The organism is Rossellomorea sp. NPDC071047 (assembly GCF_050270195.1).
Classification (GTDB): domain Bacteria; phylum Bacillota; class Bacilli; order Bacillales; family Bacillaceae_B; genus Rossellomorea.
Map to the genome: position 1 here is coordinate 63,751 of NZ_JBNNJT010000006.1, position 26,725 is coordinate 90,475.

Annotated in this window: 31 protein-coding genes and 1 pseudogene; 5 read left to right on the plus strand and 27 right to left on the minus strand. The window is 38.6% G+C overall.

The genetic code is table 11. From position 1 onward, the window contains the following. Nucleotides 1–42 precede the first annotated feature (42 nt). The 14 genes and pseudogenes from ACQKFO_RS18780 to ACQKFO_RS18845 form a co-directional block, all read right to left on the minus strand. On the minus strand, nucleotides 43–885 hold the full coding sequence (locus tag ACQKFO_RS18780; protein WP_427600358.1) for an alpha/beta fold hydrolase: 843 nt from the start codon (nucleotides 883–885) through the stop codon (nucleotides 43–45). Nucleotides 886–1,293: 408 nt separating this feature from the next. Next, entirely contained in the window at nucleotides 1,294–1,857 is a 564-nt protein-coding gene (locus ACQKFO_RS18785; protein WP_427600359.1) for a GNAT family N-acetyltransferase, read from the minus strand. Between the two features lie 320 nt (nucleotides 1,858–2,177). Beyond that, nucleotides 2,178–4,133, minus strand: a complete 1,956-nt coding sequence (locus ACQKFO_RS18790) for a prolyl oligopeptidase family serine peptidase (RefSeq protein ID WP_427600360.1) — start codon at nucleotides 4,131–4,133, stop codon at nucleotides 2,178–2,180. A 43-nt stretch (nucleotides 4,134–4,176) separates the two neighbouring features. Continuing rightward, nucleotides 4,177–4,866: a phosphopantothenoylcysteine decarboxylase gene (locus tag ACQKFO_RS18795; protein ID WP_427600361.1), complete on the minus strand. Its 690-nt coding sequence runs from the start codon at nucleotides 4,864–4,866 to the stop codon at nucleotides 4,177–4,179. A gap of 85 nt (nucleotides 4,867–4,951) precedes the next feature. After that, the gene (locus ACQKFO_RS18800) at nucleotides 4,952–5,437 is read right to left on the minus strand and encodes an NUDIX hydrolase (protein ID WP_427600362.1); all 486 of its coding nucleotides are present in this window, start codon (nucleotides 5,435–5,437) and stop codon (nucleotides 4,952–4,954) included. A gap of 58 nt (nucleotides 5,438–5,495) precedes the next feature. Beyond that, complete coding sequence (locus ACQKFO_RS18805; RefSeq protein WP_427600363.1) at nucleotides 5,496–5,969, minus strand: GNAT family N-acetyltransferase; 474 nt, start codon at nucleotides 5,967–5,969, stop codon at nucleotides 5,496–5,498. A gap of 99 nt (nucleotides 5,970–6,068) precedes the next feature. Beyond that, a complete protein-coding gene (locus tag ACQKFO_RS18810) occupies nucleotides 6,069–6,344 on the minus strand; it encodes a hypothetical protein (RefSeq protein ID WP_427600364.1) in 276 nt (91 codons plus the stop codon). 86 nt (nucleotides 6,345–6,430) lie between these two features. Beyond that, nucleotides 6,431–6,784: pseudogene (locus ACQKFO_RS18815) on the minus strand (GNAT family N-acetyltransferase); the annotation flags it as partial. Between the two features lie 149 nt (nucleotides 6,785–6,933). Continuing rightward, nucleotides 6,934–7,458 (minus strand): DinB family protein, encoded by a 525-nt coding sequence (locus ACQKFO_RS18820; protein WP_427600365.1) that lies wholly within the window; start codon nucleotides 7,456–7,458, stop codon nucleotides 6,934–6,936. A 17-nt stretch (nucleotides 7,459–7,475) separates the two neighbouring features. After that, the gene (locus ACQKFO_RS18825) at nucleotides 7,476–8,390 is read right to left on the minus strand and encodes a GNAT family N-acetyltransferase (RefSeq protein WP_427600366.1); all 915 of its coding nucleotides are present in this window, start codon (nucleotides 8,388–8,390) and stop codon (nucleotides 7,476–7,478) included. Between the two features lie 94 nt (nucleotides 8,391–8,484). Continuing rightward, complete coding sequence (locus ACQKFO_RS18830) at nucleotides 8,485–9,339, minus strand: DUF2785 domain-containing protein (RefSeq protein WP_427600367.1); 855 nt, start codon at nucleotides 9,337–9,339, stop codon at nucleotides 8,485–8,487. A 401-nt stretch (nucleotides 9,340–9,740) separates the two neighbouring features. Continuing rightward, the gene (locus tag ACQKFO_RS18835; protein WP_427600368.1) at nucleotides 9,741–11,207 is read right to left on the minus strand and encodes a hypothetical protein; all 1,467 of its coding nucleotides are present in this window, start codon (nucleotides 11,205–11,207) and stop codon (nucleotides 9,741–9,743) included. Further along, on the minus strand, nucleotides 11,200–11,664 hold the full coding sequence (locus ACQKFO_RS18840) for a sigma-70 family RNA polymerase sigma factor (protein WP_427600599.1): 465 nt from the start codon (nucleotides 11,662–11,664) through the stop codon (nucleotides 11,200–11,202). The genes ACQKFO_RS18835 and ACQKFO_RS18840 overlap by 8 nt, the downstream gene beginning before the upstream one ends. Nucleotides 11,665–12,040: 376 nt before the next feature. Beyond that, entirely contained in the window at nucleotides 12,041–12,652 is a 612-nt protein-coding gene (locus ACQKFO_RS18845; RefSeq protein WP_427600369.1) for a CGNR zinc finger domain-containing protein, read from the minus strand. Nucleotides 12,653–12,772: 120 nt separating this feature from the next. On the opposite strand from ACQKFO_RS18845, the gene ACQKFO_RS18850 reads away from it, so the two are divergent. From ACQKFO_RS18850 to ACQKFO_RS18860, 3 genes are all read left to right on the plus strand, one after another. Beyond that, entirely contained in the window at nucleotides 12,773–13,246 is a 474-nt protein-coding gene (locus tag ACQKFO_RS18850) for a hypothetical protein (protein ID WP_427600370.1), read from the plus strand. A gap of 146 nt (nucleotides 13,247–13,392) precedes the next feature. Then, nucleotides 13,393–14,193 (plus strand): AraC family transcriptional regulator, encoded by an 801-nt coding sequence (locus ACQKFO_RS18855; protein ID WP_427600371.1) that lies wholly within the window; start codon nucleotides 13,393–13,395, stop codon nucleotides 14,191–14,193. An 85-nt stretch (nucleotides 14,194–14,278) separates the two neighbouring features. Then, on the plus strand, nucleotides 14,279–14,701 hold the full coding sequence (locus tag ACQKFO_RS18860) for a VOC family protein (protein ID WP_427600372.1): 423 nt from the start codon (nucleotides 14,279–14,281) through the stop codon (nucleotides 14,699–14,701). A gap of 205 nt (nucleotides 14,702–14,906) precedes the next feature. Here the strand turns inward: ACQKFO_RS18860 and ACQKFO_RS18865 are convergent, their stop codons facing one another. The 6 genes from ACQKFO_RS18865 to ACQKFO_RS18890 form a co-directional block, all read right to left on the minus strand. Continuing rightward, a complete protein-coding gene (locus tag ACQKFO_RS18865; RefSeq protein ID WP_427600373.1) occupies nucleotides 14,907–15,473 on the minus strand; it encodes a DUF2812 domain-containing protein in 567 nt (188 codons plus the stop codon). Next, nucleotides 15,460–15,777 (minus strand): PadR family transcriptional regulator, encoded by a 318-nt coding sequence (locus tag ACQKFO_RS18870; RefSeq protein ID WP_427600374.1) that lies wholly within the window; start codon nucleotides 15,775–15,777, stop codon nucleotides 15,460–15,462. The genes ACQKFO_RS18865 and ACQKFO_RS18870 overlap by 14 nt, the downstream gene beginning before the upstream one ends. Before the next feature lie 619 nt (nucleotides 15,778–16,396). Next, nucleotides 16,397–17,644: a DUF4153 domain-containing protein gene (locus ACQKFO_RS18875; RefSeq protein ID WP_427600375.1), complete on the minus strand. Its 1,248-nt coding sequence runs from the start codon at nucleotides 17,642–17,644 to the stop codon at nucleotides 16,397–16,399. A 28-nt stretch (nucleotides 17,645–17,672) separates the two neighbouring features. Further along, a complete protein-coding gene (locus ACQKFO_RS18880; RefSeq protein ID WP_148995982.1) occupies nucleotides 17,673–17,888 on the minus strand; it encodes a helix-turn-helix domain-containing protein in 216 nt (71 codons plus the stop codon). Between the two features lie 11 nt (nucleotides 17,889–17,899). Beyond that, nucleotides 17,900–18,382: a DUF2975 domain-containing protein gene (locus tag ACQKFO_RS18885; protein WP_427600376.1), complete on the minus strand. Its 483-nt coding sequence runs from the start codon at nucleotides 18,380–18,382 to the stop codon at nucleotides 17,900–17,902. Nucleotides 18,383–19,068: 686 nt separating this feature from the next. Then, the gene (locus ACQKFO_RS18890; protein WP_427600377.1) at nucleotides 19,069–19,737 is read right to left on the minus strand and encodes a DNA alkylation repair protein; all 669 of its coding nucleotides are present in this window, start codon (nucleotides 19,735–19,737) and stop codon (nucleotides 19,069–19,071) included. A 214-nt stretch (nucleotides 19,738–19,951) separates the two neighbouring features. Between ACQKFO_RS18890 and ACQKFO_RS18895 the strand changes: the two genes are divergently transcribed. Both ACQKFO_RS18895 and ACQKFO_RS18900 read left to right on the plus strand, forming a co-directional pair. After that, the gene (locus tag ACQKFO_RS18895) at nucleotides 19,952–20,815 is read left to right on the plus strand and encodes a helix-turn-helix domain-containing protein (RefSeq protein ID WP_427600378.1); all 864 of its coding nucleotides are present in this window, start codon (nucleotides 19,952–19,954) and stop codon (nucleotides 20,813–20,815) included. A gap of 53 nt (nucleotides 20,816–20,868) precedes the next feature. Beyond that, nucleotides 20,869–21,246: a VOC family protein gene (locus ACQKFO_RS18900; RefSeq protein ID WP_427600379.1), complete on the plus strand. Its 378-nt coding sequence runs from the start codon at nucleotides 20,869–20,871 to the stop codon at nucleotides 21,244–21,246. Between the two features lie 330 nt (nucleotides 21,247–21,576). Here ACQKFO_RS18900 and ACQKFO_RS18905 read toward each other — a convergent pair whose 3' ends face one another. The 7 genes from ACQKFO_RS18905 to ACQKFO_RS18935 form a co-directional block, all read right to left on the minus strand. Beyond that, on the minus strand, nucleotides 21,577–22,326 hold the full coding sequence (locus ACQKFO_RS18905; protein WP_427600380.1) for an ABC transporter permease: 750 nt from the start codon (nucleotides 22,324–22,326) through the stop codon (nucleotides 21,577–21,579). After that, entirely contained in the window at nucleotides 22,316–23,089 is a 774-nt protein-coding gene (locus ACQKFO_RS18910) for an ABC transporter ATP-binding protein (protein WP_427600381.1), read from the minus strand. The genes ACQKFO_RS18905 and ACQKFO_RS18910 overlap by 11 nt, the downstream gene beginning before the upstream one ends. Before the next feature lie 155 nt (nucleotides 23,090–23,244). Continuing rightward, complete coding sequence (locus ACQKFO_RS18915) at nucleotides 23,245–23,589, minus strand: DUF1048 domain-containing protein (RefSeq protein ID WP_427600382.1); 345 nt, start codon at nucleotides 23,587–23,589, stop codon at nucleotides 23,245–23,247. Between the two features lies 1 nt (nucleotide 23,590). Next, nucleotides 23,591–23,929 (minus strand): PadR family transcriptional regulator, encoded by a 339-nt coding sequence (locus tag ACQKFO_RS18920; RefSeq protein ID WP_427600383.1) that lies wholly within the window; start codon nucleotides 23,927–23,929, stop codon nucleotides 23,591–23,593. A gap of 192 nt (nucleotides 23,930–24,121) precedes the next feature. Then, nucleotides 24,122–25,030 (minus strand): sensor histidine kinase, encoded by a 909-nt coding sequence (locus ACQKFO_RS18925; RefSeq protein WP_427600384.1) that lies wholly within the window; start codon nucleotides 25,028–25,030, stop codon nucleotides 24,122–24,124. A 20-nt stretch (nucleotides 25,031–25,050) separates the two neighbouring features. Next, a complete protein-coding gene (locus ACQKFO_RS18930) occupies nucleotides 25,051–25,800 on the minus strand; it encodes an ABC transporter permease (protein ID WP_427600385.1) in 750 nt (249 codons plus the stop codon). Continuing rightward, nucleotides 25,793–26,716 carry an ABC transporter ATP-binding protein gene (locus ACQKFO_RS18935; protein WP_427600386.1) on the minus strand — a complete coding sequence of 308 codons (924 nt, stop codon included), beginning with the start codon at nucleotides 26,714–26,716 and terminating at the stop codon, nucleotides 25,793–25,795. The genes ACQKFO_RS18930 and ACQKFO_RS18935 overlap by 8 nt, the downstream gene beginning before the upstream one ends. Between the last annotated feature and the right edge of the window lie 9 nt (nucleotides 26,717–26,725).

Sequence of the window (26,725 nt, forward strand, 5' to 3'; positions counted from 1 at the left end):
ACTTTTGTCCCAGCCTCTGTTGATTTATTCACTTCTATCCATTCAGACCAAATGAAAAGAGTCTTTCACCATCCCGCTGAATTTTTCTTGTTCTTCTAAATGAGGTGAATGGTTACTATTTTCAAAGATATAAAATGTTGAATTGGGAACAAGATTGAAAATTTCCTCTGAATACACAAACGGGCATTGAGAGTCATGTTTTCCACAAAAAACGATTGTCGGGGTTTTTATGTTGGAAATGTCTTCTCTGATATTAAACGTTGGCAATTCGTTATAAGCATAATACTCTAAGCGTTTTTGAACCACTTTTCCACTGCTTGGCTTAGAAAAGTATTCATCATATCTGCCTGGGTCATTCAGAGACATTTTCGTCCATTCCATACGTGCGTGCTTCCGTTCTTCTCTTGTTGCCTCATCGGAATTCAGGATGGAAAATACCTCTTTCAATCGGTCATTATTGGGATTTTCATCACAATAAATGCTTTCCTGATCGTCCATATATCCATTTGTAGCTGAGGCACCACCTACAATCAACCGCTTTAAAGAATCTGGATAATCAGCAGCATAAACCAGCCCTAACATCCCACCTGTGGAATGTCCTGCAAAACTCCAGCTATCATACCCTAAAGCAGATCGGATAGCTTCTAAATCCTTACTGGTTTCACTCATACTTAACTCATCTTCATCTTGAATCTCAGTGGAATTCCCCGATTCTTTCAAATTGACAAGATACACTTTAAAGTCGTCCACAAACCGGTCAGCAAAGTGGTAGCCACGCTCGTTAAACTCGCTATATAGATGAGTCACACATAATGGTTCACCATTCCCGGCTTCAAATATTTCAAATTCCCCTCGATCTGTTTTAATTAGCTTTTGTTCCCACATGTTTTATCCCCCATTCACTCTTCACGGCCTGTCACCTGAAAATAAGAAAAGCCGTAGAGGTGCTATAAATTTAACTGTATTTATCTAAATTGATCTTTCCCGAAGTAGAAAGAAGTAGGATGATACTTTTCACCAAATTCTCCTTCTGTGGGATTCCTGCTCAATCAACTAGTACTTACTATCTATTAGACGTTTATCAAAGAGTGAAAGTTTCGATTTTTTTAATTTCATTGAAAAATAAATAGGGCAATAGCTGGAGATCATTTTGGTGATCTTCAGCTATTGCCCCTTTAGTTTAAGCGAAATAATTCACATACTCCTCTAATTTACAACCTCTACATATACAAGAGTGCTTCCGTTTAAATGAATAAGTATTATATAAATAAGTGGAATCCTCTTTCACAAAGCTTACTTTATCTTTGAATAAATACAAGTGTCAGTCAGCTTGCTGCCATCTGAGGATAATTCATCATTTCTTAAGATTCCTTCTAATTCAAAACCTAGTTTTACGGGAATCGAACGACTTTTATTGTTTGTTGATTCACATCTTATTTCAATCCTTCTAAAGTTGAGTTGCTGAAAGCCAAGGTTAGTTAACTCACTTACTGCTTCTGTCATATATCCCTTGCCACTAAATTGAGAGTTAATCCAGTATCCAATTTCACATTTAGAAATCTTCCAATCAATACTATGGATGCTGGCAGTTCCAATAAAATCATTAGTACCTTTATGAAAGATCAGATAGCGAAGGCTTTCTCTCTTTAAAAAATTTATATAGGCGTTTCTTAGGAGAATTTCTGTTTCTTCAACAGTAGGGATTTCCTGAAATAAAGCCAACCATTGTTTTAACTCATTAATTGAACCCTTAATAGCTTGGTGTACTACATTCCCTTCCCCAGCTTGTTGTGGTGCCCGAAGAATTAATCTGTCTGTTTCTAATTGGAGCGGAACATCTATTAAAATAGGATTCATATAATTCCCCTCTCTAAACCTTTAAATTAAGACCTAATGAAACTCATATATTAAGTGTAATTCAACAAAAAACACATTAATCCTCCAGACCAAAGTACTTAAATTTGTTATAAAATTAAACAGCCCGCTAATCCAATAACACCAAAAAAAAGCGTTAATCCTTCTTAGATCATAGCCCCATTTTTTTGCTTCTTCTTTCTGTATAAGCTTTGCACCATTCGCTGCCGTAGAGTTTTATCTTGTTGTCAAAACTCATAGTTTCTATTCCCTTCTTTCAACGATCAGTTTGGTTTAGACAATAAGTTTGACTTTAACAGTTATTACAAAACTCTAAAACCATCCATACTCTCCCCAAGAATATAGTGTGAAAACCACACCAGATTCTGCTGCATAATAGCCCGGTGTATCCCAGGTTTCTCAGAGCTGTATCCCATTCCTTTAAATGTAACTAATTCTGTATCCACTCCCATATCCCGTAGTCCTTTATAGAGCTCATTTGCATTGGCCAGTGGGACTCTTGCATCCTTTTCTCCATGTTGGATCAAGGTGGGCGTACAGGCTGATTGTATATAGGTCATCGGTGAGGCTTTAGCATAGATCTCTGGGTCATTCCATGGTGTATCTCCTACATGCATCCTGATAAATGAAGGTAAATCCGTATTCACGTAATTGGTGATCCAATTACTAATTCCCCCTCCAACTGAGATCGCCTTAAATCGATTACTATAGGTAGAGCAGAATGCTGAAATAAATCCCCCCTGGCTCCATCCCATCACCCCTACTCGATTCTTGTCTACAATTCCCCGGTCAACGAGTGCATCCACTCCAGAAATCACATCTTTGTAGTCACCGATTCCCAGGTTTCGATAGTTCGCCTTTAAGAATTCATTCCCATATCCTGAACTTCCTCTGTAGTTTGGTTCTAAAACGATAAAGCCCTTTTCAATAAACGATTCAATAGGATATTTTTCATTGAAGCAGCTTGAATGGATGGGGAAGGAAGCCCAAGCCGGACCGCCATGGATGAAGACCAATAAGGGATATCTTTTATTCCAATCAACGTCTATTGGGGTTGTTAATACCCCTTCTATTTCAAGATTATCACTGCTGATCCATGAGATGATCTCCCTGTTACTTTTGAGTTTCCCCTCAAACAGACCATTCTCATTTGTTATATTTTCATCATCTACATAGACTTCGAAGGTTTCATTTGGTCCAGCCTTACGATAAGCTAGATGATTTCCATCCCCTGTTATAGAAGCCTCCATGATATAGCACTCTGTTGTTTCGCTTAACATGTTCAGCTTTCCATCTTCAGTTAGTAAGCCGATAAGATAATTTGTTTGATCCTGCCACATCAGTAGAATCCCTTTAGCTGTCCAACGTATTGGAATAACCGTCCGGTCAAAATCTATCAATGGTTGAATCCGCTCACCGCTCGTAAGGTCATAGATTTCGAGTGTACTGTCCATGATATGTGTCTTATAGTACTCTTTCTCTCGTATGCTTGCTGAATAACATATTTTGTTACCATGAGGAGAAATGCAAACGTTCCCTCCTACTACCTTATCTCCACTCAGCTTCCGTAACTCTCCTGATTGACGATCGAGTATGTAGAGATTTCCATTCTGATCATCTTCTCCATCGGGGCTTGGCTTTGCCATAAGCACCACTTTTTCCCCATTGTCTGAAACATTAAACTCGTGGATGTGAAAATCCCTGCCGTCAGTTAGTTGATGCGGAACATTTTCACCAAGACCAGTAGAATCTTTTATTTCCACATACCATAAACAATCATTCTGGTATTCTCTGCCTACATTGTGGAAATCTCCATATGTTTCCCTGCGTTTCTTGATTTCCTCAGATTCCTGTGACTGTGCAACATAATAAAAGCCCTTGCCAGTAGGGTCCCATTTGAATTGATTAACCCCTTCTTTCTCATCCGTCATTTGAACCCTGCCATCACCATCGATCGACTCCACAAAGATCTGATTCTTCTTATCACCCTCACCCACTGAACGAAGGTAAGCAATATGTTTAGAGTTCGGAGACCATATTGGGCATGTACCCTCTAACCCATTGGTTGTGAATGCGTAACATTCCCCCTTATTTTTTTCATATATCCATATGTGATTCCTATATGTATTGGCTTCCCAGTCAGCTGTATTTTTGACAAATGCTACGTTATTGCCATCCTCACTTATGTTTAAGCCTGATATGGTTGGTATTGAAAGAAGCTCTTCTATACTGAGATATGCTTTTTCATTCCAATTCATTCATAAGCCCCTTCCGTGTAAAATACTAATACTGCTTATCCTTTCAATTATTTAGATTAATATGATCTGCAAGCAAATGGATTAATCCCTCGGCTGTCTCTTTTTTACTACTATACTTTATTGGTAATTGAAATGTAGAAACAATAAAATGGTCTGATTCTTCACCATAGAGTGAACCTGTTTTATTAGCAACCATGAATTCCGCTTTGGAAGTCTCCATTCTAAGCTTTGCCCTTTCGAATAAGTACTCATGATCAAGTGTATGTTCTAACTTAAAACCGACGAGTAAGACGTCTGGATTCCATTTTTTTATTTGAGATAGTACTTTGGGGGCTTTCTTGAAATGAATGATTGGGGGTTCATCACTCGTCATTTTCCCTGTCTCCATAATTGGATTTCCTCGTTGGTCTACTACTTTATCAACAACCCAATCAGATCCGGCAGCTGCCATGATCACAACATCAATGTGTTCAGATTGTACAAGTTTTTTGATTTTCCAACCTAAATCATCTATACCCTCAAATTGTATCAAGCGCATGTTTCGATGGTTTTCAGGGACCTTTGCAAAATAGCCGTGTAAGTAAATGACCTCTGCTTCGTGGTTCAACGCTTCTTCCGCTAAATAACACCCCATTGTCCCTTTTGCTAAATTAGTATGTCCCCTGACTGCATCCCACTTTTCCAGGGTACCTCCGCTTGTTATCAGGATCTTCTTTCCTTTTAATAGACTCATATATTCACCTTCTATTTTCTTTTCGGATTCATATGTAATTCCATTGATTTACTATTAGTATTCCAAATCAGATTTAGACAAAGTATTATAGGAACTTACCAAAGGCCTTCAAAAATCCTTTATAAAAGTAAATTTTCGCAGGAGAAACTCTTAGTGATTTTTTCACGATTTCATCTTTGAATTTAAAATGATATCTAATTTGTTTTCTTCTATTCGGAATCATATGAAAGGGAAGTTTACGAGGGTTAAACCACTTTACTTCTTGCGTTTCCGGTCCCTCGGCAATCGGTGAACCACCTTTTAATTCCCCTAAAAATAAATGTTCTACATCGTTGTATTGGGGCTTATAGTATTCACCGACTTTCTGTTTAATTGAAATACTATAGCCGGTTTCTTCTTTTGTTTCCCTACTAGCACAAACTGCTAATTCTTCACCCTTCTCTAGTGTTCCTCCAGGGAGATCCCACAGAGGATAATCTTTTCGCTTGGCTAACAAAATATAACCCTTTTGGTTCATAACTATAGTAAAACACCCAGCAGTATTTTCCTTGATACTTATACCTCCTCTCATACTTTATTTGACTAACCAATAATTTTTAAAGTCAGATCAAAATTCTAAATAATAGACTCTACATCTCACTTCTTCTTCCAGAACCGGAAATGTCAAAAACGGATTGTTCATTTCCAAAGCGTTGAATCTTCTTCTCTAAACTCATCCCTACCGATATTAATAGTTTGCAAGATGCCTTGTTTTGTGACTGTGTTTCTGCAATGACCTTTTCTAATTTCAGGGTATGAATCCCATAATGTAATACCCCAATGATTACTTCTCTGGCAAGACCCTTCCCCCAGAATTCCGGTAAAAATTGATAGCCGATTTCTGTATGAATTCCATCATGATAGGTATCAAGGAAGACCATTCCTACAAATTCCCGGTAACTTTTATTGAAAATAGTCCAATAATGTTCTTTATTTGGGGAATGGATCATTTCATTAAATCTTTGTTTAAATGACTCTTCATTAACGGTTCCACCTAAATATTTACGTACTTGCTCGTTGTCATATAATTCTTTTATATGGTAGTAATCACTTTCCTTTAACATGTGTAACTCACATCTCTCAGTGGACAACAATGGCTTCACCCCTTTTGATAATGAGGGCTGCTGCTTGTTAAGCTATTCAGCTATTCCCCCATATTGTTATTAGTACCTAATCTTCCTATAGACCCCCACTCCCAGGTAATATAAGAGACCAATCCCCATAATGATCACGCCATAGATCATAAATCCTAATCCTTCAAATCCTCTGATAAAGACGATACCTATAACAAAGGATATATAACCAATAATTGATATAGATAACGGAATAATAAACCCTCTTTTATTTTTCACACTGAAGAAATGAATCGAACTCAAAATCAATAATGCTGTCAGCGCTGACACTGCAATCACTGCATCCCCATAGTACTGCCACCACATGGAAACTACCCCTTTCTTATTACCTTTCTCCCTTTACCAAGAAAAGATTGGATCGCATACATTCCTCTTTCAGTTAATAAAGAAGATCATTCAAACGGTACACTATACCAACTATAATTAAGCTTATTCCGAAACCCTATATTTTCTGCAACTGAAACAGAAGCTTCATTGATCTCCATACAATCCCAATACGGAATAATCTCATTCTCTAAACAGTCTTGAACAAAAGCATGAGCTCCCTTCTGGGCAAGCTTTTTCCCTTGATGAAGTGGTAACGTCTCAATGTCTATGCCATGCACATTTCCAGCTACAACCCCTGAAAAACAAACGCTTACAATTTCTTTTTCATAAACAACCATATACCCGACACCAAGATGTAAGAACCTTTCAAACGATGGCCAAAACTCTAATATTTTCGAATGCAAAAATCCAACGTTTTTATTGATTCCAAGAGTCCCCCGTGCACGAATAATTCTTTGCATTTATTAAATTGAGACTGTTCAAGCTCTGAAATCATCAGTTTTCATCCTTTCTCCTGACTATAACCACTAATCAATTATCTGGAGTGAGTGGCTCGATTGAACTCCATTTATTGACCAGAGCTCAGATATCGATCCTCTATCAACCTTCGATGGTGAATTTCATGCCCGGCTATTATGTACGCAATCGCACGGGCTGTCACTTCGGAGCCGTTTGCGTTTCCACGCCGGCACAACGCTTCTTCATCCATGCTGCTTAGAAGAAGAATGGTGTGTTGGCGGACAAGAGCTTGATGATGTAAAAGGTCCGATAATGGGAATCGATTGAAATTACCTCTTCTCACATACTCATCATCATCATAGCCAGGGAGCATTCCCTGTTCTCCCCTGCCAATACTGAGAAGGCGGTAGCACATAATGCGCTCCGTGTCGGTAATGTGGCCGATGACTTCCTTGATTGTCCATTTTCCGGGAGCATACTTATATTCTGCCGTTTCCTCACTTAAGGCGTTTAACAGTTTCATCGTTTCCTTTTGTTGATCCTCAAGAATCTGGAGCAGTTCTCCATCTGGGACATTGTTTACATATTCTTTATAATACGGGGGATATTCGTTTGTTTCTGGCTTCCTCAACATAGCTTCTACTCCCTTTTTCATGCTAAATACATATCAATGATCGATTTACTTCTAAGAAATCCAAGATCTTCATAAAGCTTAATCGCTGAATTATCCTTAATGACAGATAAGCGTGTAGCCGGGTACCCTGCACTCGAAGAATGGATCGAATGGGTTAACAAGTATCGTCCAATGCCCTTCTGTTGATGATCAGGGTCTACCACTAAACTCATGATAAGAGGATAATCTTCAAATTCCATGTGCAGACAGACGCCAACAATGTTGTTCGTACGATTATCGCTCACGACTCTTGAACACTCATCCATGATTTTATTATGTTTATGTTGATCGATAAATTCGTTTACGTGGAGAAGATAATCCTCTTTCGTTCCGATTTGCTTATATGCCGGATTGGCTATATAGGCTTTCATAAGTAAACATGCAATATCATTTGCATCTTCTCTTGAAACAGCCCTTGAACTATACCCTTCAGGGAGAATGGCCATCATCGGTTCCGTCGGACGAATCATCCATACATTCACTTCATGAATCTTGCATCCAAGTTGTTCATACGTTGCCACATGATCTTCAACAACTTCTCTTACAATGATTTTATCTTCAGTCTTCGATACCTTTTTTAAATAGTTTAATAGTTTGTGGACCAACCCTTCATAATCCTTATAGGGTGGCACTACAAATAAATCCGACATGAAATTAGGTTTTAGAAATACACCGCCAATGACGGTTTCACCTTCCATAATGAAATATCCGCTATCAAAAATGGAGGCGATTTCTATTAATGTCTCAGAGGACCTTCTAAAATAGGAATCTGCATTTTTTTGTCCATGATAAATGGAATAATAACGAGTGTATTCTTTCGGTTCTTGATAAACCAACCTTAATCCGCCTTCTATCTCGATAAGTTTATTTAAATATTGAATTTGCTCTTTCATATTTTTCACCCCCTTGATTAACTAAACAACCATATTGCCTATCGGAATCAAACAATCCTCTGACTATTTTATTCCTCTCCATCCACTACCTCCCCTATAATTCCGATAAGCACAACTCAATGTTTCGACGAAGAGAAATCAAATCGTCTCGTGAACTTATCTTTACGTAAAAGCTTTTTAAAAAGGTCTTACAGTTAGCTTCTAAAAACCAATAATTCTCTTCATTCACTTGTTCTTTCCTACGTTTAAGTTCGTCTGGTATTCCTTTTAGTAACTGTTCTATTTCCCCTATGTCTACTCCCTTTTCTAACATGGCCAATATCGGTGTTACCATTCTCTCGTCTTCACCATGAACATAGACACTGTCAGAAACAAGTATCTTCTCCCACAGTGGACGTAATATCTCTAAAAGATCTTTCTGTTCGATTTTGTTATTGAGTATCAATTCGTCAAGCGCGTCTGCCACATGCGCTATACTATGTGCCCAGCCTTTCCCTGGAACAAAGCCCCTCAGGTCATTTTCCGAGTTGATGTAGTCGATTAAATGATCTTTTGTTTTACAAACAGCGTGTTCGGGAAGAAAACCGTCCTCATTATCCTTGTATAAAATAACGGCGATGACAAGTGAGGTGAACGCCCTTGTAAACACGGTATCCGTGCCGTTTTCACCAATCCCCTTGAATAACATATCGTCACTTAAACAGTGATCTAATAGATCACTCAATAATTCATGCTCCAATTGGTTGTCTATGGCTAACTGACAAAAGGTGCTGTAGATCAACTTGTCCCTAAGCTCGCTATCGGTAGAACCGATAAAATGCATCATGGATTTCACAAGTCCAACATGATTCTTTACGTCCCATGATCTTTGCCCGCTCTTATATTCATGTAAGTACTTTTTCAGTTCCTGTTCTTCCATTACCAACTCGTTTGATCGAAAATCCACCATCTACTTTTCCTCCTAATAAATAAGACCAATCCTCATTCAATTGCTCTCTTCCGAATAAAAAAAGAGACTATCAATAAACGATAGTCCCCACATAATAATAAGATTAAGAAATCTCATGATTCACTATATGCAATAAGAAGGTTTGGACATCGTACATTTAATTGTTCTTGTATGAAGTTTCATTGAACGCACGATTTACAACCTCCTTCACTAATCAAATCCCTAACATATTTAATTATAACAAACTGGATTATTTTAGCAATTAAAGATGTGAATTTTCAAAAAAACACATTTACCTTTCCCAACTATAAAAACCAAAACGAATTCAATTTTCATTAGAAAATTTGAAGATTCATTTTGGTTTTTCTTCGACTATATCCTTTTGTCCATGCCTCTTTGATTTAATATTGATTTAAATAAATTGGAATGAACGACCAACCATTTTCTTCTCGAATTTTTTCAGCCTCTTCTGCAGTACTAGCCTCAGCATGACTAATAACACCAGATCTCTCTGATATACTAACGTCTAGAATTTTTGAGTTTTCATGACCTTTTAGCTTTCCTATGGCTTTTCTATTAATCGAAAGTTCTTTAGGAAATGTCTCCAGATATTGATTCATTTCTTCCTCTTCTTCCTTGGACAGTGGAACTAATGTATATCCATTTTCAGCTAACAACGCTTCCATTTCAGATTTTTCATCCTCTACCTTTTTTTGAATTACCTTTCCTGATTTATTTAGAGGTATGTCAACAGCATCACCTACTTCAAGAATACAGTCCTTTTGTTTCTTAATCGGAGCAAACGTCATAATATATTCGTCATTTTCTCCTTCAACTTCTCCTTTACTAAAAATCGGTTCCACTTTTTTGCCTTCTGATTTAATAAAAACTCCAGATTTCTTCTCGTTGACACCATATCCGTATTCTTTACTGGTTTTTCTTGCATTGAGAAATTGTCGTTCCAGTTTACTCATCACGTCGTATTCCATACCATTATCATCTGTCAGAATCCCTGTGTCAGACCCCGTAACCACTACCCTTGTTTCCAGCTTTGAGAACTCAACCCGGGTAACAGTGTATGTTTCCCTTTTATAAGTAAATGTTTTATTGAGCTCTATTGTTTTTCTTTCTGATACTGCAACCGGCTTGATGGTGAATTCTAACGGCCAGGTTGTCTCCACGCTATCCCGACCACTATCTTTATAAATCGTTAATTGATCAATTTCCAACCTTATGTTTTTCCCCTTATAATCCTTTAATGATTCAAACGAAAGGGCTGATACTACTTTGTTTTCCTTACTGTCATAATATCTACTTCCCCAGCCTACATTTTTCAATTTTCTTTTTTCACTTCCAACTATTATGTTGATCGAGCTTACCCCTTCAAATAAATCAATATAATAATCCTTTAAATCGGTTGTTTCACTTTGATAAGTAAGGAGGAGCTTTGTTTCTTTATCATCCGTCAACACCCGATCGAAATGGACGGTGATGTCATGTCTCTCATCAATATATGTTTGATCAAGGATCTGCCCATCCCCTGATATTACGGCATTTCTCACACCTGAATCATCAATATGCTTACTTGAGAAAATCTTGTCATAAACTTCTTGAATGGCCGCTATCACTGGTGTGAATGTCAAAGTCGAAGCTATTAGTAAGAGTGCCGCTGCAATGATCGAAAGTCTTTTATAAAGGTGCTTTTTGGTATTTTGAGAGCGTCCAGGACTGCGTTTGTTCTTCTTTACGGTGGTCTGACTCCGCTCATTGAATTCTGCTTTTGCTTTCTCGACGCCTAATCTGGCTCTACTATGTAATTCATCGGGAATTTCAATTTTTTCTAATTCTCGTCTAATATGGTTATTCATACATATCAACCCTCCTTACTTGTTTTCGGAGTTTTGCCAGTGCTCGATATAAAACAGACTTTATTGTGCCCAATGGTGATTCCTCGATTTCTGAAATTTCCTTAAGGGTATATCCATGGTAAAATTTCCAGAGTATGATGTTTTTTTCACTTTCATTTAATGTGTCAATCAAATCATGCAAGGATAATGAAAGGGGAAGATCATTGTCTTCTGTATCAATAGGAAGAGCATATTCAGGGTTCAGATGAATGATTTTCTTTCTATTTCTCAGCATATCCGTTGCACAGGTAATAGAAATCTTTATTAACCACGTTTTAAAATAGGCAGCATTCCTTAGTGTGCCTATCTTTTTGAATGAGCGATACGCCGTTTCTTGAACGACATCAAGGGCATCCTCCTGATTTTTCACGTATACATATGCCATTCGATAGATATCTTTTTCGTATTCTTGGAACATTGTCAAGAAAGCCTCTTCGTCGCCTTCCTGAGCTTTGTGAACTAATTCAATAATTGAACTCACCTTCTTTTTCTTTGTGTATTACTATGTATTAGACGCACATGTTAAGGATTTGGCTTCAGTAATTTAAAATACTACACATAAAAAAACAAGAGGAATGGCCCCCTTGCTTCTTTGGTTATTGATCTATAGCAATAATGAAAGAACAACTCTACTTGATGACCACATTTTGCGTGCCGTCACGTTTTGAAGAAACAGTACGTCAATCTTTCGGACATACTTATCATATTAGGTTCATTTTAGAATAATGAGTGAACGGGCTACTTTAACTAAATGAATAGCTCATATCCTTTTGTGGAGAAGTGACCGATCATGGTCACTTCCCTTTTTGATAAAACCGTCGCACTTTCGCACGATTGCCGCAATCGGCCATTGAACACCAACGGCGACTCCGGTTCCGGCTCGAATCGAAAAATAACCATCCACAAGGATCTCCCTCACATTGTTTGACTCGTTCCAATTCGTTTTTTGAAACAAGTAAATTTACAGCGGATTGCAAAATGGGAGGCAGCATAGTATTAAGATTTTTCTCTGGTTGTTTAAACTCCAACATGTATTGATCCTTTTCAAGGATGACTTGCAAAGATCGATAGAATTGGCTCACATATTTATTGAAGATGGCAATATCCTGCTCGTGCGGCGAGGTTTTCTTTGAAATGCACTTGAACATTCGATACATGATTTCACGCATTTCGATCGCCTGCTTCAGGACTTCTTCTGCATGAGAAGGATTTTCCCCGGCTTCAACAAGAAGATCTTGTGCCTGTTGGGCAGTCAAGACTTCAGCATGGACCGACCAGTCGATCAATTTAGCATAACTCGTAAACCAATCCCGTCTTTTCTCAGTACTTTCCCGCCAACTGACGGTATTGATGAAATCCATACACAAACGTTCTCCGACCATCATATAAGGGTTTGTTTCCGACATAATCATGACTCCTTTACTCTAACCATCATAATACATATTGACAGTTAGAAACAACCGGAGTAAACTTATAACCAGCTAAAGTGTTTTTGATGGTTAATCACAAATTCAGGAGGTACTAAGATGAATAATTCGATGTTGGCAGCTGTTAAAACGTTGTTGAAGGAAACATTCCAAGGACCTGAAGGAAGCGGAAGCTGGTACACAGAATCGAAGCCGGGCAGTGGTTTATTCGGAACGCTCGAAGGATTATCTGCAGAAGAAGCTTCTATACCGGTCAACGGTACGACAATCGCCGCCCAAACTGATCATACCCGCTATTATTTATGGGTTGCGAGATCCTATTTGAATGGAGAAGAACCCGACAAGGACTGGGAAGCTTCCTGGAAAATCACTAGCGTAGACACCAACACATGGACACAGTTCACTTCTGAACTTCAACAAGAATACACCACACTCCTTACAAAGATTGATTCACTTAACTCCTTAGATGAACAGACATCAACGGGTCTTTTGGGAGCGATCGCCCACTCCGCCTACCATCTCGGCTCCATACGACAAATGATCAAAGCGATCAGAGTCCCAAGCCAGCCATAAGCATGAAAAAAGCTCCAGGGAGGCATTCTTTGGAGCTTTGTGCTTTTCATATTTCTTTCCTGTCACTCAAATCTAATGAATTCTCCCACTGAAATGGTTAAACTAGATGGTAGTATGAACTATTCAAGTCTAATCGAGGTGACGTCATGAATCCTTTCCTTCCAATACAATCCCCTTCCATCCTACATTCAAACGGAAGTAACTATCAGGAATACCCCCCCCACCATTCACTAAGTCCCTATGTAGCTTGTTATTGGAGCCTGGATTATCATGCTACTCATGAAACCCACAGAGTATTACCGGATGGATGTATAGATATTATAGTGGGCTTAACTGCTTCCTCTCCTTCAAAAGGAGCGTTCATTACAGGACTCATGACCCGTTTTGATACGTTGAACTTTACGAACGAGCAGCATTTTTTTGGCATTCGCCTATTTTCAAATCACGCACAGCGATTTCTACACTATCCTGTACAAGAATTTATTGATGATCGTGTCTATCTTGAAGAAGTATGGGGAATAACAGGTCTACTATTTACCGAGGAAATTCAAGAAGCGCGAGGAAATCTTGAAAGAATGGAAATCGTTGAAACAAAACTAATTCACCTTTTGAAAATATTAGGTACTCACAGGAGTCCAGATATACTCCAGACCTCCCTTCATTATATTTTCTTGGATCACGGAATGACCTCCATTCAAACATTAGCAAATAAGGTCAGCTACAGTGAACGAACGATAAGAAGAGTATTCCGGGATGAATTAGGTGTCTCTCCTAAAGAGTTCTCACGAATTATCCGCTTCCAAAGTATTTTGAAAGATCTTCATTCTGTTCATAACCCACGTCTTATGGAAGTCGCTCTTAACTACGGTTATTATGATCAAGCTCACTTCAGCAATGAATTCAAACAATTTTACGGACTTGCTCCGAGTATTGTCTTTCCTACCTGAACCTAATGTTGTCCGTTTTTTACAAGTTTGATCACTTTGAATAAGGTATCCTAGAGAAGAAGCAGGAGACAAGGAGGAAAAAACAATGAAACCAAGAATTACCGTACTAACTCTCGGAGTAGATAATCTGGAAAGATCACTAGAATTTTATAAAAACGGTCTACATCTTCCAACTGAAGGGATAGTGGGACAGGAATTTGAGAATGGCGCTGTGGCCTTCTTCGATCTGCAAAATGGATTCAAACTGGCCATCTGGGAACGGAAAAGTTTAGCAAAAGAAGCAAATGTACCCCTCTCTCCCAGAAGTCCCTCTGAATTCACAATCGGTCATAATGTAAGCAGTAAAGCGGAAGTGGATCAGGTGATGCTGGAAGCAGAAACAGCGGGGGCGAAAATCACCGACCCTGCCAAAGATACGTTTTGGGGAGGATATTCTGGTCACTTCCTGGATTTAGACGGACATTTGTGGGAAGTCGTATGGAATACAGAATGGGAAGTAGAGGACTAAAAATGATATGGCTAAACCAGCTCATTGTTATTGTGCTGGTTTCTGCCCCCCCCTTTCTAAAGGTCAGTAACTTTGTTTCATCCATCCAGCATCTGTTAGAAAGTCTTTTCTGGTTAGTTTTTCTCCTCTAATATTTTCCCTATACGAATTGATTGTCCCGTAATATTTTCCCTATACAAATTGATTGTCCCGGCTTACGATCTTCCTATTCTTCTTTCAATATTGAATACTTCCGATAAGCTTTATAATAACTTCCAGCTAAAAAAACAACCATAAATGCGGGAAACAATTTCAAAAGAACAAATGGCGTTTCAAATAATAACGCTTTCCAAAATAATGCATTCTCCATACTCCAAAGACCTTCATGATATAATGTCGAATCCCTGTAGTACATAAAAGAATAAGCCAGAAACATCATACCAAACCAAAATGAATAACCCATTATTCTTTTATAATAATGCCCCTTTGATTGGCGATCAGAGAAGATTTCATTTTGATCATCATTTTCCTTTTGCCAATATCGTATTCCACTAAGCCAGTACCCCTTTATATAGTTCCAACCGAAATCCTCATAGATCCCTTTGTATTCCACGAACTTTTTCTTAGATAAATAGTCTTGATAATCAAGTCGCATAACATATCTTTTATCCGTTTTTTCGAAAGTGTATATTCCCAGCCCACTAATGTTTGTGCAGCGATAGCCTTTTTGTAATTGCTTGTTCAGCCAATGCTCTTCTTTTTCAATATTAATGAAAACTTTAAACTTCTTCATTCGAATCACTTCCTTCATACAAAGATAAAATATGCAATAGCCTTTCTTGCTCCATTTTCAAAATGGCTCTTCCTTCTGTCGTAATCATATACATTTTTCTCCTGCCTGAATCTCCAACAGGTTCAATCCAACCATGTTTATTCAAGTTTTCAATCGCACCGTATAATGTACCTGCTGCTAAAATAACGTTGCCATTACTTATTGTTTCTATCTTTTGCATCACGGCATAGCCGTGGAGTGGCTCACGGAGAGCTAATAAAATATAATGCATGGTTTCAGACAATGGTAATAATTTATGTTTCATACTCTCATCCTTTATTCAGTTCAACTATATAGTACAACTTAATAATAAGTTATTACAGTTCAACTGAATAGTCAACTACATTTTTTAAATTCATCGACGAAACTACAGGTAAACTAAAGAAGCCGATTCCCTTTACTTTGGGAAATCGACTTTTGTGTAATCTTTCAATTAAAAATTGGCCGATTGTTGAATACAAGTTAAACATCAATCTTAAACTAGACTGCCCCAATTATAGATAATACATCCTCGGGAAAGCCCTTAGAACATAAGGGAGAAGAAGTATGTTTTGAACCCTGAGGTTGCAATCTTTTTTCTAACATTTTTAACTCAGTTCGTAAACTCACAATCTCACGCAGCAAAACTACTTATACTGGGAGTAATATATACGTTATTGTCAATCACCTGTTTTACTGTATATGTAATTCTCATTCTATGAAAATGGCTAATGACTCCTATTATCCAAAAGTATGATGGAGAATGCTACGGGCATTGTATTAATTGGCTTTGGATTGAAATTGGCTTTAGAAAGACAACATTATTAGATAACAAAAAGAACATTGGGGGTTTAAGCTCTTCCCAATGTTCTTTTATCTTCAATTAACATACCTTATCGTACTTTCTAATTAAAAAGGAAAGGAAACGTAAAGATTACGAAAGCTGCCCAAAGTCCGTAGACCGGTAAATACTTAGTAACGGAATCCTGGATAGTTGAAGGTCCGGATTTGTTTTGTAGAAAACGCATATAGGAGAACATTATCCAAATTAGATTTGCCCAGATAAGTATGTTTACACCTAAAACAGCAAGTCTGTTAGGGGTAATCCCATAAGAAGAAAGTCTGAACACTATGGCTGACAATGCCACACTGTCAATGATAAGGGCAAGAACAATCAGGGCAAAATTTATATAATCTGAAATGGTTTTTTTCTCGTCTGAGTCGCTTTCGGTAATGGAAAATATGGTAACGACCAATACACCAAGGAGTATTCCGTTGAAGGCTATCAGGAAATTACGGTCCAGGAATGGATTTTTTCCGAGCCATATAACAGCAATAAGATAGACCAACAAGGTGACCAGGACAAGAGGGCTGAAGATTTTAGCTAGATAGGGTGTAATATTCTTAGCAAGTGTAAGATTCATTGATACCAGGTGAGCAGCCACAATAGCGAGAGCGGAAGCACCAAATAAAACGACATTACTAAAATAAAATTCCTCTATATTCAAGCCAATAAAGCTGAATAACTGCATGGTTAACGCTGTCAGTACCATTCCACTCACAGCCATGCTGGCGTAAAGAATACTATATTCCAAATTAAATTTGATATAGGCCAACCTAGTACTACCTTTTGAATACTCATCTCCTGTAAATGCAAGCCCTAACACGATCCATAAGAATATGGGAATGTGTAAATAGGCAAGGATAATACTGTCTTTATCATTTAAAGGCAGCATATTAAGATAAACCCCAGAAATGAGGAACAACCCTACAAGGGAATAAATAACACTTTTTTTCGGTGTATTTTTGTAAACAAAATAGGTAGCAATAAAAGGAATTATACCAAAGGCCAGGTTAATTGGAGCGATCACTTCCTGTTCGACAAAATGGAAAATGATTCTGGTAAATACTCCTGCCATAATGGCTAAAATGCCCATGAATATGAAATCTTTTTGGATTTTGGTAGATCTTTCTGTATTTGCTGCCTCCTTGAAATGCAATCGTTCATACCAAACGCTAAGAACCTGAGAATCAGGATTTTGTTCCCATGCCTGTAAGAATGAATGTTTAAAAGCTTTTGGGTCTTTTCTATAAATTCTCTCCAGCTCATGAGGGTTAGCCATGTTTTCAATAATCGAATTGTTATATTCCATCGTAATACCTCCCTTTCCTTCACAATTTTTACCTATCTTCGTCACTTTTGTATTCTAATATATCCCCAGGCTGACACTCTAAAGCCTTACAAATTGCCTCTAAGGTGGATAATCGAATCGCTTTCGCCTTTCCATTTTTCAATATAGAGAGGTTAGCCATCGTTATCCCAACCCTACCCGAAAGCTCTGTTACGCTCATTTTCCTTTTTGCTAACATCACATCAATGTTGATTATAATTGCCATCGTTATTCACCTCAGACCGTTAAATCATTTTCTGATTTAATATCAATTGCTTCTTTTAAAAGTTTCTGGAGAACTGCCGCAAACACTGAGATAACCATCGAAGCAAAAGGTACAACCAATCCGACAAAGATAACTCCTGGAGCGTCGTCTACTTCCGCAAAGATATAGAAGAGCGGCAAAACCAGTACATGCAAAATACTGATTGTGATTGCACAATATTTGATATTCTTCAAGGCTTTTACAGACAGATCAGAGAAAGCTTTATTTTTGTCAATGTAGCGCAGGAGTTTGAAAGCCTGATACAAAGCAAAATAAAAAGGTATGGCTGATGCATCAAAAACGATAAAAACGAAATATTTTATCACCGTAAACTCTGGAAGTAATGTCGCTGAAAGGTCCGCCAGCTCAGGCACCAAAAAGATGCATAGAGCAAGAATTGGGACTCCTAAAAAAATAACAGCTATTTTTAAGAACATCGTTGTAATATTTTTCATAAAAACACCTCATTGATTTATTCTGATTTTGATTTTAATACAAAGTTTATCGATTTACAATAAATTTTTATTAATTTTTATAATAATTTTATTGTAAATGAATTGTTTGCGGATACAAAAAAAGAGGCTGAGACAAAACTAAAACGCCACGAAATAAAGACGAACAATAGAAGTGTAGGCTCTTAATACCGCTAATGATTTCCGTGCAAGACTACGCTTTCCGCGGGTAGCTCGTAAGCCTCCTCGGCAAGCCTGCGGGTAGAAAAGCGAAAGGGCTTTGCTCAGAGGCGGTTGGCATAAGGCGGAGCGGCCTTGAAGGCGTTCTTTGCCTTCATGGACGATCAGACTTATGACATTTGCCTCTAAGCCCTATAGCTGGACAAGTCTCACATAAGCTACTTTTCCCGCAGGAGTCTTCGTCTTGCACTCCAATCAACCGCTGGAAAGCACTAAATCTAAATGTTTATTGGAACAAATTAAAAACCCGAACTAATTTGCCTTTAAGAATGCAAATTAGTTCGGGTTTTACTTATACTAATACACTTTTGTCCCAGCCTCCTCAAAATAAATTTTGATATTTCCCTCCAAGCAAAAAAGGATCTGGAATGTTACTTTCAGATCCTTACCATATTGAGGCTTTGAATTGCTTTATTTCCCATCAAATCTTATGGATGTTTCAGTGGTAACTATTTATTAATTCGTTTGTTAACTTCAATCGTAATGAACTCCGGCAAATAATTGGGAGTACATCCCTTTGATACCATTTCATCTTTGTAAAGACCGGTTTTCTCACCAAGTTTCATACAACGTGTTCGATACTTTTCATCATAAACGCCTATCCAGCCTGCGGTGAAATTCATAGCCCATTGAACTTCCGGTTCTTCCTGCGTAATAGTAGCTTCAATGGCAGATAGTAAGTCTTCGGTGTTATCAGGCGGTGTTTGTCCAGTCCATCTCAATCGCCCTTGATAATACCAGAAAGCCCGCCTTTGAAGAGCAAAAGGGCTATTTTCCCATGACTCCATCAATGCAATGGTCTTCTTGTCTTTGGTGAGCTGATTAGCCATTAACCAATCCATTAAGTTATTTCGCTCATCATATGTGTGAGTCTGCATATCCTGATCAAGCTTATTCAGTACATCCTGTGAAAGAAGTTTTTTGTCCATAATTAAGATTGCCAATAGTCTGGGCAAAAACTCTCCGGTTGACCAAAGTTCCATAGCTAGTTCATGATCTTTTTTAATGTCCTTCGCGATTTTTCGTAAGTCGCCTAGCTTCGATTTACTATTGATCTGAGATAGAATGTTTTCTGCTTTTGAAGAGCGTTTTATTTCTGTGCTTTTATTTTTATTCATTTAACACAACTCCTTATTAAAGCTCTGTTAGTCATTGGCGGAATATCAATATCTTTTCGCAAACAATTGTACCATAACAATGAAAAAGGAGTGATTTATTTCGCCGTTATTTATGGTACGGTTCATCTAAATGCATTGGTAATATATATGAACACAGTTAAAATTCCATTGTATAATAATACTATGGAAAAATAAGTTATCTGGAGATTGTATTATGCCAAAAAATGATTCTACCAATTTCGTTTTGAATGCAAAAAGTAAACAGTTTTACTGGGAAGGTAATGGTCAACTGTCCATTAAAACATTCTTTAATGGTAAAGCCCATTACAAGACTAACAAAGGCTTCTTTGCTGTTGAAGAAAGTAGATACCTACTCCTCAATGAAGGTGCATACACAATTTCAATTGAAGAACCTAAAGTTGTAGAATCCTTTTGTCTTTTCTTTAAAGATGGGTTTGCGGAAGAAGTCCTTCATTCCTTAAGAGAAACAAATGAGCGTCTTCTAAGTGATCCGTTTAAGGATACAAGTTCAATTGGTTTTTTTGAAAAAACCTATCATAAGAATAATACTCTATCTTATCAACTGGAATATTTCATGCAGATATTACCCAGTCTTGATATTGATTCCGTTGGTTATGAGGAACAATTCCATAAGATAATGTTTTCTATTTTAAATGAACACATAAATACATATACAGAAACCGAATCATTACATGCAATTCGTAATTCTACACGTGAAGAATTATACAGAAGGGTAAGTATAGCACACGATTATATTAGATCTTATTTTAATCAACCGATAAAACTAGAGGATGTTGCTAAAGTTGCTTGTTTATCACCTAACCATTTATTAAGAACTTACTCTCAAATTTACGGCAGAACGCCCCATCAGCATATTTCAGTATTTAGAATACAAAAGGCAAAACAATTACTAGCAGAATTAGACCATAATATGACCGATATAACCTTTGAACTTGGATTTCAAAACCCTGTATCATTTAGCAGAATGTTTAAGCAACATGTTGGTTTATCTCCTAGAGAATATCGAAAAAAAGTGAGATCGGATAAGAAATTATAAGGGAGATACTTTATTCTTATGAGGAATAAGAAATTTGAAGGGAGAAATGTTTTATGGATACTGCAATGATTAAGAATGTTGGGCAAATTGGAATACCTGTCAAAGATATAAAGAGGGCACTGAATTTTTATAAAGATAAACTAGGACTCTGTCTATTATTTAACACGGATAGTATGGCATTTTTTGAATGCGATGGCCTGCGGCTCATGTTAACTCTACCAGAAAAAGAGGAATTTGCTCATTCAAGTTCGGTAATTTATTTTCAAGTAAATAATATTAAAGATACATATGAGCGCTTAGTAGGTAAAGAAGTTACTTTTATCGATGAACCACATGTGGTAACGAAAATGGGACAAACTGAAATGTGGATGGTATTTTTTAAAGATACAGAAGATAACACTCATGCATTCATGAGTGAAGTACAAGTTTAAGAAAATAAAAAGGAGATCGTCTCAATTACACGAACGGTCTCCTTCAATATAAATTAAACTTTTTAATACTTCTTTAGCCAGAATTACTTCTTCCCTCTGCTTTACCACTATTTGTGATACGGTTCACCACTATCAATGCTAAACTACATCTTTAAACAATCTGGCCCGTTAACCCCATAACTCCAACAAAAAAAGCGTTCATCCATTCTAGATCAACGCCCCTCAACTTTAACTCCTTTACAAAATCAGTACATATATTCGATGATTTCCTAAAATCCATCTAGTGTTTCAAATACATTCACAACAACAGTAATGAACATATTGTTGCATTCAACCTAACTGACGTTTAAATACTTTACTAGCTATGAAATAAGCGATGATCATAATACCCATGCACCAGGCAAGCGAGATCCAGATATCGCTGCCCACGGTCCCTTCAAATAAGAGGGCACGAATGGAATTTACGATTGAAGTCACGGGCTGGTTCTCCGCGAAAACCCGAACAACCTTAGGCATTGTTTCAGTGGGGACAAAGGCTGAACTGATGAACGGCAGAAAAATCAGCGGGTACGAGTATGCCGTAGCTCCTTCCATGGACCGTGCTGTCAATCCGGGAATAACCGCAAGCCATGTCAGTGCTAATGTAAACAGCACGAGTATCCCAGCTACCGCGAGCCAAGCCAGGATATCAGCACTGGAGCGGAAACCCATCAAGAGTGCAACGAGGATAACCACCACAACAGTAAGCCCATTGGAAACAAGCGATGTCAATACGTGGGCCCACAATACAGACGAGCGCTTGATGGGCATGGTAATGAAGCGCGCCATCAGCCCACTTTTCACATCATTAAAGAGCCGCAAAGAAGTGTAAGCGACGCCGGATGCGATCGTGATCAGCAGGATTCCAGGCAATAGATAATTGACGTAGTTGTCTGTCCCAGTCTCGATAGCACCGCCAAATACGTAGACAAACAGCAGCATCATAATAATCGGCGTGATCGCCACCGTGATAATCGTATCCGGGCTGCGTAAGATATTGCGCATTAAACGTCCCAGTAATACCCCCGTTTTACTTTTCATTTAGATCTCCTCCTTTTTTACCGATGATTGAGAGGAAAATTTCTTCCAAAGTCGGCTGCTTCTCGATGTACTCCACTTTCGCAGGCGGGAACATCTCCTTGAGTTCCGTAAGGGTACCGGTCGTGATGATTTCTCCCCCGTGCAGGATGGCAATGCGGTCAGCCAGTTGTTCCGCTTCCTCCAGGTACTGGGTCGTCAGCAATATGGTCGTGCCACCGCCGGCAAGCTCCTTGACGGTCTCCCAGACTTCAATCCGTGCTTCAGGATCAAGCCCTGTGGTCGGTTCATCGAGGAATATAACTGGCGGCTTCCCTATCAGGCTCATGGCGATGTCAAGCCGGCGCTTCATCCCCCCTGAATAATGATCCGCACGTCGGTTGGCTGCATCGGTGAGACTGAATCTTGCAAGCAGACCATCGACGACTTGAGAGGGATTGGAAACTTCACGTAACTTGGCAATCATCATCAGATTTTCCCGCCCGGTCAGCATGCCGTCTAAAGCGGCAAACTGTCCAGTCAGGCTGATGCTCTGGCGGACATGATCCGGTTGACGCTGAACATCAAAGCTGCAAATACTCATTTCACCGCAATCCGGCTTCATCAGCGTCGAGAGGATATTGACGATCGTTGTCTTTCCCGCTCCATTAGAGCCAAGCAGTGCGAAAATTTCACCACGGTCCACCTCAAAGTCCACTCCTTTTAAGACTTCCTTGTCTTTAAAGGATTTTTTCAACCTTTTCACACAAATCGCTGCATCACTCATCTTTTTTCCTCCTTATAAAATGGGCTAGTTTACCTTTCCTACAGTACTCAGTAAGACCGATATTCTGTAATACTTACTACCGGATTAAAAAAATAACTGAATAGTGAAGGTACTACCACATTCAACAGCTATTCAGTCGGTATTCTCTTTTGCATTCACTTTTTTTCACGGCCAATCGTATCGTTCAACTTAGCACGATGCTTGTCACTCCACGTCTCCGAGCCCTTCACCATTTCATCACAGAAAGCGGCTACGTCCTCACCCGTGAGATCAGTGACTTTCTTGCCTTCCGCTGCACCTTCCTCGAACAGGTCGAGAATGCCATTAAAGATACGGCTCGTGTCCTTCCAATCGGTGAGACCACCAGCGGTCCACATATATTTTTGGATCGCTTTGTATGCGTTGAGGTACTCACTTGGGAGAGTCTTCGCACGCGCCTCCATCTCCCTCCATTCCCGCTTGTCAGCCAGACTTCCGATAATTTTTTCTATAAACTTCATCTTACCCTCTCCTTTTGATTTCTTTCGTTTTGAGTTCGTTCATTTTGCTTGAGATGAAATCCCATTTCCCCCAAAAAGTTTCGAGCTTCTCATGACCTGCTGCGTTGAGTGTGTAAAATTTTCTCGGTGGCCCAACAGTAGAGCGCTTTTTTTCAATGTCCACCAGATTGTTTTTCTCAAGGCGCATGGTAATCGTATAAACTGTGCCTTCAACCACATCCGTGAAGCCAAGTTCTCTCAGCTGTTGCGTGATTTCATAGCCATACGTTTCACCGCGGCTGATGATTTCAAGCACACAACCCTCAAGCACTCCTTTCAGCATTTCAGTAAAATTCTCCAAATGTTCACCCCCCAATTGTATTTCGTGTACTTCCTGTACTTTGTCTCTCAGGTAATTTGTGTTACTGATATTCAGTAATACTAACTACTGGTATATAGTATCGCAGAATAGCTCAGATTGTCAATCAATAATAGCCCATTTTTTAAAAAACTGACTAAACTTCAGCTCTGATGGTAATTGTGGAGTATTGTGTTAATCCGATTCCGCTTCCCATTCACAAATCATCGTTAAATGATTCTCTTTTAATTCAGCATGAATGCTTCCGTTCATTTTTTCCATTAGGCTTTTTGCGATCGGTAATCCGAGCCCAGTACCTTTCCCGGTTCTTGTTTGATCAGCCTTATAAAAACGGTCGAACATCTGATGTACGTCAAGCTCACTCATTTTCCCGACCGAGTTTGAAATTTTCAGCTGAACGGCTGTATCCGTTTCTTTAAGCTGAATGCTCACATTTCCTGTAGAGTATCGAATGGCATTCACTGCAAGATTTTCGATCACCCTTTTCATGAGAGAGGGATCGGCCATCATCATGATGTCTTGCTCCGGGATATGGATGTCCGGTTCTATGTCCCTTTTATTAAACTCCTCATAAAACCCTAATAGTGACTCAATAATCAAATGGTTAAAACTGACCTTCTCCATTTTCAAAGGGTAATCCGCTTGTTCAATAATCGATAGCTCGAAAAAATCTTCAAGTAACACCTTTAACCTACCTGCACTACTTTTGATTATTTCTATGTATTTCTTTTTTTCCTCATGGCTCATTTCTTCTGATTCCAGAAATTGAATATATCCTAAAATTGATGTCATGGGTGTTCGAATATCATGAGAAATATGGGATATAGCTTGTCTTAGTTCATTTTCAGTGGAACGCTTGACTGCTTCAGCCTGTTTCGTTAAATCAATCTGGTTATTTATTTCCTGTGCTAACTCCTCGAAATCGCGGTCATAAAAGCTAATCGTCATTTTTTTTGCTGAATCCTGTTGATGTAATTGCCGGAGTTGCCAGGTTGCCCTTTTAATTTCCTTTTTCAGCAGATAAAAACGGATGAGGACATATGCGAAGGCTGCCAAAACTGCCATCAATAAATAGAATATCATTTGACCTCACCCACTTTCGTTTACTTAATTTCTTTTCTTTGAAAAATCATGCTTCCCAAAGCACCAAATAACAGAAACGTGAGAATGGGAACCACTATCATATTTAAAACATCCCCGCTCTTCAACGTATCCACAATGATGATGTTATATATCAACATAAAGATGGAATGATTTAAAATGGTTTCAAACAAAGGCACTTTTGCCGCTAACATTTGCAGTGGCCAATCAGCAAATACAAAGAACAGAAGAAGAAACCCTATCGTTTTCCCACTGTCTGTGAACAGGATAGAAAAGATCGCCATGATGGAAGCGAAGGCTGCCCCGTACAATATAATCAGTCCCAATGTTTGCAGATAATATGTCAACTCAGGCATCTCTGCAAATCCGAAATAGATGGCACTGGTACCTGTCATGATGATCGGTAATAGTATTGATATGATAATGGCTCCAATTGAAAATACGATCAGCTTTGCAGAGTAGATTTTGAACCTGCTATTGCCTGAAGATACGATACTTTTCATCGTACCCATGGGATATTCGCTTGTGATAAAGAAGCCTGCCAAAATACTTGGAATAAGCTTCACTATATTCGCATGAGGACCGAGAATGCTCTCCCGATAGTAATCCTTTACAGTTGGCAATCCTGAAGCCCCATTATCGAATTCTATTAGTGGAAACAACACTGCAGCCGCAACTAACATCCAGGTCAGGAATCGAAATGACCGGTCTTTCCTTAATTTATACCACTCCGTTTTGAGTAGATTACCCATGCTGTACACCTCCGATGCGATGACTAAAGTACGTTTCCAAATCTTCTCCCATCGGCATAAATTCTTCTATGACCAATCCTTCACTGGTTAAGATTTTGGAAACTTCACGCGGTACGTCAACATAGGCAAACAACCTTATGGTTCCATCAGGCATCACTTCAAACTCTTGTGTTGAAAAATGATTTTCTATTACCGTTGCAGCTTTGTTTGGATCATCCACTTTTATATGCAAATATTGCTGACATTTTTCATTCAGTTCTTTCGCCGAAAGTTGTTCTAACAATTCTCCCTCATGAATAATCCCATAATGAGTGGCCAGTAAATGCAGCTCACTTAAGATATGACTGGAGATTAGGATAGTAATTCCATATTCTCGATTAAGCTTTTTAAGTAATTCCCGTACTTCGACAACTCCCATAGGGTCCAGTCCATTGATCGGTTCATCCAGGATCAGAAACTCTGGATCCCCTAATAATGCGATACCAAGGCCTAAACGCTGCTTCATTCCTAATGAAAAGTTTTTCGCCTTCTTTTTTCCTGTATTCTGCAAACCGACTAAATTCAAGGTTTTTTCGATACAGTCTTTTCCCGGTATCCCTTTCAGCAGACGGTGAGCTTCCAAGTTTTCAGCGGCGGTCATTTGCGGATATAGGGCCGGTCCTTCGATGATGGTTCCAATTCTTTTTCTTGCTTCAATAATATTTCGTTCCTGGCTTTCTCCAAACAATTCAAATGTACCTGTCGTTGGATAGGCGAGACCGGTTATTAGGCGAATCAGCGTTGATTTCCCGGCACCGTTCTGACCGATAAATCCATAAATGGACCCTTTTTTGATCATGACACTCACTTTATGAAGCGCCATTTTATTTTGATATGTTTTTGACAATTGACTGGTTTTTAATACATACTCATTCATCAATATTTC

Excerpts from the sequence above, each read along its gene's own strand:
- ACQKFO_RS18790 (WP_427600360.1), bottom strand. The coding sequence starts at position 4,133 with ATGAATTGGAATGAAAAAGCATATCTCAGTATAGAAGAGCTTCTTTCA.
- ACQKFO_RS18935 (WP_427600386.1), bottom strand. The coding sequence starts at position 26,716 with ATGAATGAGTATGTATTAAAAACCAGTCAATTGTCAAAAACATATCAA.
- ACQKFO_RS18780 (WP_427600358.1), bottom strand. The coding sequence starts at position 885 with ATGTGGGAACAAAAGCTAATTAAAACAGATCGAGGGGAATTTGAAATA.
- ACQKFO_RS18810 (WP_427600364.1), bottom strand. The coding sequence starts at position 6,344 with ATGTGGTGGCAGTACTATGGGGATGCAGTGATTGCAGTGTCAGCGCTG.
- ACQKFO_RS18855 (WP_427600371.1), top strand. The coding sequence starts at position 13,393 with ATGAATCCTTTCCTTCCAATACAATCCCCTTCCATCCTACATTCAAAC.
- ACQKFO_RS18835 (WP_427600368.1), bottom strand. The coding sequence starts at position 11,207 with ATGAATAACCATATTAGACGAGAATTAGAAAAAATTGAAATTCCCGAT.
- ACQKFO_RS18785 (WP_427600359.1), bottom strand. The coding sequence starts at position 1,857 with ATGAATCCTATTTTAATAGATGTTCCGCTCCAATTAGAAACAGACAGA.
- ACQKFO_RS18890 (WP_427600377.1), bottom strand. The coding sequence starts at position 19,737 with ATGAATAAAAATAAAAGCACAGAAATAAAACGCTCTTCAAAAGCAGAA.
- ACQKFO_RS18795 (WP_427600361.1), bottom strand. The coding sequence starts at position 4,866 with ATGAGTCTATTAAAAGGAAAGAAGATCCTGATAACAAGCGGAGGTACC.
- ACQKFO_RS18870 (WP_427600374.1), bottom strand. The coding sequence starts at position 15,777 with ATGAAACATAAATTATTACCATTGTCTGAAACCATGCATTATATTTTA.
- ACQKFO_RS18925 (WP_427600384.1), bottom strand. The coding sequence starts at position 25,030 with ATGATATTCTATTTATTGATGGCAGTTTTGGCAGCCTTCGCATATGTC.
- ACQKFO_RS18930 (WP_427600385.1), bottom strand. The coding sequence starts at position 25,800 with ATGGGTAATCTACTCAAAACGGAGTGGTATAAATTAAGGAAAGACCGG.
- ACQKFO_RS18865 (WP_427600373.1), bottom strand. The coding sequence starts at position 15,473 with ATGAAGAAGTTTAAAGTTTTCATTAATATTGAAAAAGAAGAGCATTGG.
- ACQKFO_RS18820 (WP_427600365.1), bottom strand. The coding sequence starts at position 7,458 with ATGTTGAGGAAGCCAGAAACAAACGAATATCCCCCGTATTATAAAGAA.
- ACQKFO_RS18805 (WP_427600363.1), bottom strand. The coding sequence starts at position 5,969 with ATGTTAAAGGAAAGTGATTACTACCATATAAAAGAATTATATGACAAC.
- ACQKFO_RS18850 (WP_427600370.1), top strand. The coding sequence starts at position 12,773 with ATGAATAATTCGATGTTGGCAGCTGTTAAAACGTTGTTGAAGGAAACA.
- ACQKFO_RS18825 (WP_427600366.1), bottom strand. The coding sequence starts at position 8,390 with ATGAAAGAGCAAATTCAATATTTAAATAAACTTATCGAGATAGAAGGC.
- ACQKFO_RS18830 (WP_427600367.1), bottom strand. The coding sequence starts at position 9,339 with ATGGTGGATTTTCGATCAAACGAGTTGGTAATGGAAGAACAGGAACTG.
- ACQKFO_RS18895 (WP_427600378.1), top strand. The coding sequence starts at position 19,952 with ATGCCAAAAAATGATTCTACCAATTTCGTTTTGAATGCAAAAAGTAAA.
- ACQKFO_RS18910 (WP_427600381.1), bottom strand. The coding sequence starts at position 23,089 with ATGAGTGATGCAGCGATTTGTGTGAAAAGGTTGAAAAAATCCTTTAAA.
- ACQKFO_RS18915 (WP_427600382.1), bottom strand. The coding sequence starts at position 23,589 with ATGAAGTTTATAGAAAAAATTATCGGAAGTCTGGCTGACAAGCGGGAA.
- ACQKFO_RS18860 (WP_427600372.1), top strand. The coding sequence starts at position 14,279 with ATGAAACCAAGAATTACCGTACTAACTCTCGGAGTAGATAATCTGGAA.
- ACQKFO_RS18840 (WP_427600599.1), bottom strand. The coding sequence starts at position 11,664 with ATGTTCCAAGAATACGAAAAAGATATCTATCGAATGGCATATGTATAC.
- ACQKFO_RS18880 (WP_148995982.1), bottom strand. The coding sequence starts at position 17,888 with ATGGCAATTATAATCAACATTGATGTGATGTTAGCAAAAAGGAAAATG.
- ACQKFO_RS18875 (WP_427600375.1), bottom strand. The coding sequence starts at position 17,644 with ATGGAATATAACAATTCGATTATTGAAAACATGGCTAACCCTCATGAG.
- ACQKFO_RS18905 (WP_427600380.1), bottom strand. The coding sequence starts at position 22,326 with ATGAAAAGTAAAACGGGGGTATTACTGGGACGTTTAATGCGCAATATC.
- ACQKFO_RS18800 (WP_427600362.1), bottom strand. The coding sequence starts at position 5,437 with ATGAGAGGAGGTATAAGTATCAAGGAAAATACTGCTGGGTGTTTTACT.
- ACQKFO_RS18900 (WP_427600379.1), top strand. The coding sequence starts at position 20,869 with ATGGATACTGCAATGATTAAGAATGTTGGGCAAATTGGAATACCTGTC.
- ACQKFO_RS18845 (WP_427600369.1), bottom strand. The coding sequence starts at position 12,652 with ATGTCGGAAACAAACCCTTATATGATGGTCGGAGAACGTTTGTGTATG.
- ACQKFO_RS18885 (WP_427600376.1), bottom strand. The coding sequence starts at position 18,382 with ATGAAAAATATTACAACGATGTTCTTAAAAATAGCTGTTATTTTTTTA.